This is a genomic window from Nodosilinea sp. LEGE 07298, from assembly GCF_015207265.1.
Lineage (GTDB): Bacteria > Cyanobacteriota > Cyanobacteriia > Phormidesmidales > Phormidesmidaceae > Nodosilinea.
This window is the reverse complement of sequence record NZ_JADEXE010000331.1, coordinates 1-7,009: the sequence shown is the minus strand read 5'-3', so window position 1 is coordinate 7,009 and position 7,009 is coordinate 1. Positions and strand designations below refer to the sequence as shown.

Below are 7,009 nucleotides of genomic sequence, written 5' to 3'. Positions count from 1 at the left end.
GGGTGGATGGGTGGATGGGTGGATGTGGAAGGCCGAAACATAAGCTAAGCATTAAGGACCGCAGGGTTGAACTTGCCTACAGGCCCATTTGCAGAACAAAGGTTTAAACCAGTGATCGATCAGTCCTTTCCGTTGGGTGCAGGGCGGCGGAACGGCCCTGCTCGACGGGGTCTGGGGGCAATCGAAACGCCCCCAGCGGTGGGCTTGGCTTTAGACCCGTAATCTTCATCCACAGCAGTTGATGTGAGCTGAAATCAAAGAGCAGTGGCCCTGCTGCACCTTTTATCCCAAGAAAGGGTGGTGGGCAGTGCCCACCCTACGATTCATTGTTATGGCCGTGGAATTTGCACCGGGCGCAAGGATTGCGCCCCTACGCCTCGTCGTATTCATCGGCAGCAATCCAGGTACTGGCAGGGCGCAGAGCATCCGGAATCGCCACATCATCAGTAAACTCCAGCACCGTCTCCCGATAGCCCAAATACCCCGACTCCATAAACGACACCAGCATCCGCCCCAGCGCAGGCCACACCACATCGGCAAACTCCCAATCGTGATTAAACCCAGCCCGATCAGCAATCGACTTAAGCGCCCAAAAATAGCTGTTGCGCACCATCGAACCCGACTTTTTGTAGGCAGGCACATCCTCCTGGTGGAGGTAGAGAATACCGTGATTAATTTGAGCGCGCATTGGCAGTTTTGAACTTTAGATTTTAAATTTTGCGATCGCGGAGTTTCAACTTTAGCCCAGGCTGTGTAAAGACAAACGGTTAGCAACCCCATAGGGTCATCCTATCCATCGTGGGAATTGCTGAGGATGGGTGATACCGTGGAACTATTAACAATAAGTTACAGACGACCTATGGACTAAGCCATCCCGGTCACCGTGACTCAACCTCTGGAGCCTAACCCTTGCCATGTCCGCTGCGGTTTGCCTGCAAAACGTCCATAAAGTCTACAATGGGGTATCTGTCGTTAACGACCTATCCCTAAATATTGAAGCCGGAGAAGTTTTTGGCCTGCTTGGCCCCAACGGCGCGGGTAAATCGACCACCATTCGCATGGCAACTACCCTAACCCGACCCAGCGATGGCCACGTAGTAGTTGCCGGATACGACGTCAACCGTCAGCAGCTCGACGTGCGCCGCCAGATTGGAGTGGTGCTGCAGCAAACCAGTGTTGATGGCGACATGACCGTGTGGGAAAACATGGAGTTCCACGGGCGCATGCACCACATTCCCAACCCCCAGCGGCGCACCACCATCGACACCTGGCTAGACTATGTCGAACTGGCCGACCGCCGCGACGACAAGGTCAAAACCCTCTCTGGCGGCATGAAGCGGCGGCTGCAAATTGCCCGTGCCCTCTTGCACAACCCCAAAATTCTCTTCCTCGACGAGCCCACTGTGGGCCTCGACCCCCAAACTCGCCGCCGCCTGTGGGAAATTATTCGCGGCCTCAACCAGCAGGGCATGACCATGCTGCTCACCACCCACTATATGGAAGAAGTCGAGTACCTGTGCGATCGCATCGGCATTCTCGACCAGGGCCAGCTGATTGAGCTAGGCACCCTCGACCAGTTTCGCCAGCGCCACGGCGAAGGCATTCTCATGACCCAGCGCGGCGATCGCTGGGATTATCAATTCTTCCCCACCCTAGACGCCGCCAACGCCCACCTCGACCAGCAGCCCGACAAAACCGGCATGATGACCCGCCCCTCCAACCTTGAAGATATTTTTGTAGAGCTGACCGGGCGCAATTTAGATTGAACTCAGCTCTTGAGCATGGTGCATGGCTGCGCGGTGCAGCCTACGCCTACACCATGGAATTGTGGTGCGATCGCATGTCATATCCACCACATCGCCACATTGCAAAGCGAATGCTACCCTACTCCTTCGCTTTGCGGCCCATCATTACAGATGGCGAGCCCGACTCTTGGCTGGCGATCGCACGATTACGATTAAGCCGCCCCACACCCATAAGAAATACAGCATTGAGCCCAGGGTAGGCGGTACCCAACCAGCTTCTCAAGGCTAGCTTCACAAAGTTTGAGAAGACCACTTCACTGATGGGACAGCCCAATGCCATCACCCCACCCCCTAAAATAAAGATTTGTCGAGAGTGCAGGAAACCCCATGACCGTTCGCGTTCGCCTTGCCCCTAGCCCCACCGGGAGTCTGCACATTGGTACCGCCCGTACAGGTGTGTTTAACTGGCTCTTTGCCCGCCACGAAGGAGGAAAGTTCATCCTTCGCATTGAAGACACCGACGAAGAGCGCTCCAAGCCAGAATTCACCGACAACATTCTCTCCGGCCTCAAGTGGCTCGGCATGGATTGGGATGAAGGGCCATTCTTTCAGTCGCAGCGCCTCGACCTCTACCGCCAAGCCATTCAAACCCTGCTGGATGCGGGCCTAGCCTATCGCGCCTACGATACGCCCGCAGAACTAGAGGCCATGCGCGAGACTCAAAAAGCCAAAAATCAGGCCCCCCGCTACGACAACCGCCATCGCGATTTAACCCCTGACCAGCAGGCCGCATTCGAGACCGAGGGCCGCCCGGCAGTCATTCGCTTCAAAATTGACGATAGCCGCACCATCACTTGGAACGATATGGTGCGTGGCCCCGTCACCTGGCAGGCCAGCGACCTGGGCGGCGACATGGTGGTAGCGCGGGCCTCATCCTCTACCTCTATTGGCCAGCCCCTCTACAACCTGGCCGTTGTCGTCGATGACATCGATATGGCCATTACCCACGTTATTCGTGGCGAAGACCACATTGCCAACACCGCCAAGCAAATCTTGCTCTACGAAGCGCTGGGTGCTGCGGTGCCCGCCTTCGCCCACACACCGCTGATTTTGAATCAAACCGGTCAAAAACTCTCCAAGCGCGACGGCGTTACCTCGATCGCTGACTTTCAAAAGATGGGCTTTGTGGCCCCAGCCCTAGTCAACTATATGACCCTGCTAGGCTGGTCGGCCCCCGACGCCACCGAGCAGTTCACCCTCGATGAAGCCGCCAAACAGTTCAGCTTCGATCGCGTCAACAAAGCCGGAGCCAAATTCGACTGGGACAAGCTCAACTGGCTCAACAGCCAGTACCTGCACGCGATGGAGCCTGCGGCCCTGCTAGAGCTAGCCCTACCCTACCTTCAAGAGGCTGGCTATGCCATTGATGCCGACGCCGACCAAAGCTGGCTGCTGTCAATGATGGCGATGCTCGGCCCTAGCCTGACCCGGCTCACCGATGTGGTCGAGCAAAGCCGCTTTTTCTTTACCGAGACCGTTGACTTTACCGACGATGCCAAAGCCCAGGTACAGCTCGAAGGTGTTCCCGCCGTCCTAGAGGGCATTCTGGCTGGATTAACGGCACAACCTCCCGCCACCATTGACGACCTCAAGGCGCTGGTGAATGACGTGACTAAGGCCCAGGGCGTGAAGAAAGGGCTGGTGATGAAATCGATGCGGGCGGCTCTCATGGGTGCTTTGCAGGGGCCAGACCTGATGGAATCGTGGCTGATTTTGCGGCAGCGCGGGTTTGATGTGGCGCGCTTAAAAGAGGCACTGTCGTTAGCTTAGTCCCTGTCGAAGCTACGTGGCACTTAAAGGAGCCTATAGGCTCTAAAAACCTCTCAATCCGATAACCAGCTACAGTAAGCAGTAGAGCAACCCCTAGGAAATAGCCGTAGCCCTGGGGGTAGTAGGCACAATGGTCATTAAATTTGGCTTGGGTTTGCCCGAGTTCCACAGCTTACGTTACATTAAGTAAAGATTTATCTCATAATTTCCTGCTGATCTTCGGTTCTGCCTCGCTGACACCCGGTAACTCCTTGTTCCAGGCATCATAGACGTAGGGCCAAGATCGGTCGAAATCCGTTAACTGAAGATTCGTTGACAAGGATCTGTTAACACCGTGCACGTTAGTCAATAGAGGCCATAGGTATGAAATTTTCGTGGCGAGTAGCCTTACTGTGGACCCTGCCCTTGTTGGTAATAGGGTTTTTCTTGTGGCAAGGAGCGTTTTCGTCAGCCCCCGCTGACATGGGGCTAAATGCGGCCAATACACGCCTTACCTATGGTCGTTTTCTCGACTATCTCGATGCTGGACGCGTTACGGCAGTCGACCTCTACGACGGTGGCAGAACCGCCATCGTAGAAGCCGTAGACCCCGAGCTAGATAACCGAGTGATGCGCTGGCGGGTAGATTTGCCGGGTAACTCCCCCGACCTGGTCAGCCGTTTGCGCACGGCAAACATTAGCCTCGACTCTCACCCGCCGCGCAATGATGGAGCGCTGGTAGGTGCTTTGGGCAACCTCCTGTTTCCTCTGTTGTTGATTGGTGGTCTATTCTTTTTGTTCCGCCGCTCTAGCGGTGGCATGGGTGGCCCTGGTCAGGCGATGAACTTTGGTAAGTCTAAGGCTCGCTTCATGATGGAGGCCAAAACCGGCATCATGTTCGATGATGTCGCCGGTATTGATGAAGCCAAAGAAGAGCTGGAAGAGGTCGTTACCTTTCTGAAAAAGCCCGAGCGCTTTACCGCCATTGGCGCACGTATTCCCAAGGGTGTACTGCTAGTCGGCCCTCCAGGAACGGGTAAAACCCTTCTGGCTAAAGCGATCGCAGGTGAAGCGGGCGTGCCCTTCTTCAGCATCTCGGGTTCTGAATTTGTGGAAATGTTCGTTGGCGTAGGGGCCTCCCGCGTCCGCGACCTGTTCAAAAAAGCCAAAGAAAACGCTCCCTGCATCATCTTTATTGATGAAATTGATGCCGTCGGTCGTCAGCGGGGTGCAGGCATTGGTGGCGGCAACGACGAGCGTGAGCAAACCCTTAACCAACTGCTCACCGAGATGGATGGTTTTGAGGGCAACACTGGCATTATCATCATCGCCGCCACCAACCGGGCAGACGTGCTTGACTCGGCGCTGCTGCGCCCCGGTCGCTTCGATCGCCAGGTCATGGTCGACCCCCCCGATGTCAAAGGTCGGGTTGAAATTCTCGAAGTCCACGCTCGCAACAAGAAGCTGGCTGAAGATATTTCCCTAGAGGCGATCGCGCGTCGCACCCCTGGTTTTACTGGCGCTGACCTGGCCAACCTGCTCAACGAGGCCGCCATTTTGACCGCCCGCCGTCGCAAAGATGCCATGACAATGGCTGAGGTAGACGACGCCGTAGACCGCGTTATCGCCGGTATGGAGGGCACTCCCCTGGTCGACAGCAAGAGCAAGCGCCTAATTGCTTACCACGAAATTGGCCACGCCATTATCGGTACTCTGGTCAAAGACCACGATCCGGTTCAGAAGGTAACGCTGATTCCTCGGGGGCAGGCCCAGGGTCTGACCTGGTTTACCCCTAGTGAAGAGCAGATGCTAATCTCCCGCGCCCAAATTCTGGCCAGAATCACAGGTGCCCTCGGGGGGCGCGCCGCTGAAGACATCATCTTCGGCGATGCGGAAGTGACGACCGGAGCCGGCAATGACCTACAACAGGTCAGTAATATGGCGCGACAGATGGTCACCCGGTTTGGCATGTCCGACCTCGGCCCGCTTTCCCTAGAGAGTTCCCAAGGTGAAGTGTTCCTCGGTCGCGATTGGCTCTCTCGCTCAGAATATTCTGAAGAGGTGTCGTCGCGCATTGATGGCCAGGTGCGCACCATTGTCGAGCATTGCTATACCAACGCAAAGCGCATTATGGAAGAAAATCGTGCCCTAGTCGATCGCCTGGTCGATCTGCTGGTGGAGCGCGAAACCATTGACGGCGACGAATTTCGCCAAATAGTGTCTGAATACACAGTGGTGCCCGACAAGCAGCAGTTCGTTCCTCAGCTGTAGAGTCTGGTTGACCTGACTATGATTAAGGCTCGTCCAGCTAGGGCGAGCCTTTTTAAATTTAGGGATCCATTCGATGCCCCGATCTACCCTCTATGTTGCGGTTACAAATCATGGCTTTGGCCACGCTACCCGTGCGGCTTCTATTGCGGCAGCCGTGAAGGCAATGCAGCCTGAGGTAGATTTGGTGGTGGCCACCACCGCTCCCCAGTGGCTGCTGAACGAGTATTTGCCGGTGGAGTACGAGTATCGCCCTGTTGCGTTTGATATTGGAGTTATTCAGCCCGACAGTTTGAGGATGGATCTGCCTGCTACCCTGGCTAAGCTGCAAGATATTCAGGCCCACCAGGAGGAGACGATAGCGGCTGAAGCGGCCTACCTCAAACAGCGGGGGGTAAGTCTGGTGTTGGCCGATATACCGCCCTTGGCCACGGCGATCGCCCATGCCGCCAATATTCCCTGCTGGATGGTGAGCAACTTTGGCTGGGATTTCATCTACCGAGGCTTCGGCCCAGAGTTCACCGCGATCGCCGACTGGATCGGAGACTGCTTTAGCCAGTGCGATCGCCTGTTTCGGCTGCCCTTTCACGAGCCGATGGCGGCCTTTCCTGTGGTTGAAGATGTGGGCCTCACTGGCGGAACCCCTCGCTACGAGCCAGACGATCTGCGCCATCAGTGGCACCTCCAGATCCCTCAGGCACGCACAGTTCTGCTCACCTTTGGCGGGCTGGGGTTGCAGACCATTCCGTACCATCACCTGGCTCAGTTTCCAGACTGGCAGTTTCTCACGTTTGATAGCGATGCGCCTGAGTTAGCCAACCTATTTAAGGTGCCTCGACAGGGGTTTCGTCCAGTGGATGTGATGCCTTTGTGTAGCCGGGTGGTGTCAAAGCCAGGGTTTAGCACCTTCTCCGAGGCCTGCCGCCTAGACCTACCGATTGTCACCATCACCCGCAACGACTTTGCTGAAGGGCCAGTGTTAGTCAACGGTATGCAAGACCACAGCTGGCACCGAGTCTTGACCTCAGACGAATTTTTCCACAGCGAATGGGAATTTTTGAGCCAGCCCCTGCACCCACCACGCACGACCGCCGCGATCGCCAAGCATGGCAACCAGCAAATTGCCAGCGCAATCGTCGATTATTTAGCCAACGTTTTCTAAGTATCCCCCTCACTCACCCACCCAT

6 protein-coding genes are annotated in these 7,009 nt (G+C 56.0%); 4 read left to right on the top strand and 2 right to left on the bottom strand.

Annotation, left to right across the window (positions count from 1 at the left end; genetic code table 11):
• Nucleotides 1–370 precede the first annotated feature (370 nt).
• Nucleotides 371–688, bottom strand: coding sequence for a hypothetical protein (locus IQ273_RS28415; RefSeq protein ID WP_194026479.1), 318 nt, complete (start codon nucleotides 686–688; stop codon nucleotides 371–373).
• Between the two features lie 226 nt (nucleotides 689–914).
• Here IQ273_RS28415 and IQ273_RS28410 point away from each other — a divergent pair, with 226 nt between their 5' ends.
• On the top strand, nucleotides 915–1,766 hold the full coding sequence (locus tag IQ273_RS28410; RefSeq protein ID WP_194026478.1) for an ABC transporter ATP-binding protein: 852 nt from the start codon (nucleotides 915–917) through the stop codon (nucleotides 1,764–1,766).
• Nucleotides 1,767–1,884: 118 nt separating this feature from the next.
• On the opposite strand, the gene IQ273_RS28405 is transcribed toward IQ273_RS28410, so the two are convergent.
• A complete protein-coding gene (locus IQ273_RS28405; protein WP_194026477.1) occupies nucleotides 1,885–2,085 on the bottom strand; it encodes a hypothetical protein in 201 nt (66 codons plus the stop codon).
• Nucleotides 2,086–2,132: 47 nt separating this feature from the next.
• On the opposite strand from IQ273_RS28405, the gene gltX reads away from it, so the two are divergent.
• The 3 genes from gltX (at nucleotide 2,133) to IQ273_RS28390 (ending at nucleotide 6,984) form a co-directional block, all read left to right on the top strand.
• Nucleotides 2,133–3,575: a glutamate--tRNA ligase gene (gltX, locus tag IQ273_RS28400; RefSeq protein ID WP_194026476.1), complete on the top strand. Its 1,443-nt coding sequence runs from the start codon at nucleotides 2,133–2,135 to the stop codon at nucleotides 3,573–3,575.
• 363 nt (nucleotides 3,576–3,938) lie between these two features.
• Complete coding sequence (ftsH2, locus tag IQ273_RS28395) at nucleotides 3,939–5,825, top strand: ATP-dependent zinc metalloprotease FtsH2 (protein WP_194026475.1); 1,887 nt, start codon at nucleotides 3,939–3,941, stop codon at nucleotides 5,823–5,825.
• A gap of 73 nt (nucleotides 5,826–5,898) precedes the next feature.
• Nucleotides 5,899–6,984 (top strand): glycosyl transferase, encoded by a 1,086-nt coding sequence (locus IQ273_RS28390; RefSeq protein ID WP_194026474.1) that lies wholly within the window; start codon nucleotides 5,899–5,901, stop codon nucleotides 6,982–6,984.
• Nucleotides 6,985–7,009: the final 25 nt, after the last annotated feature.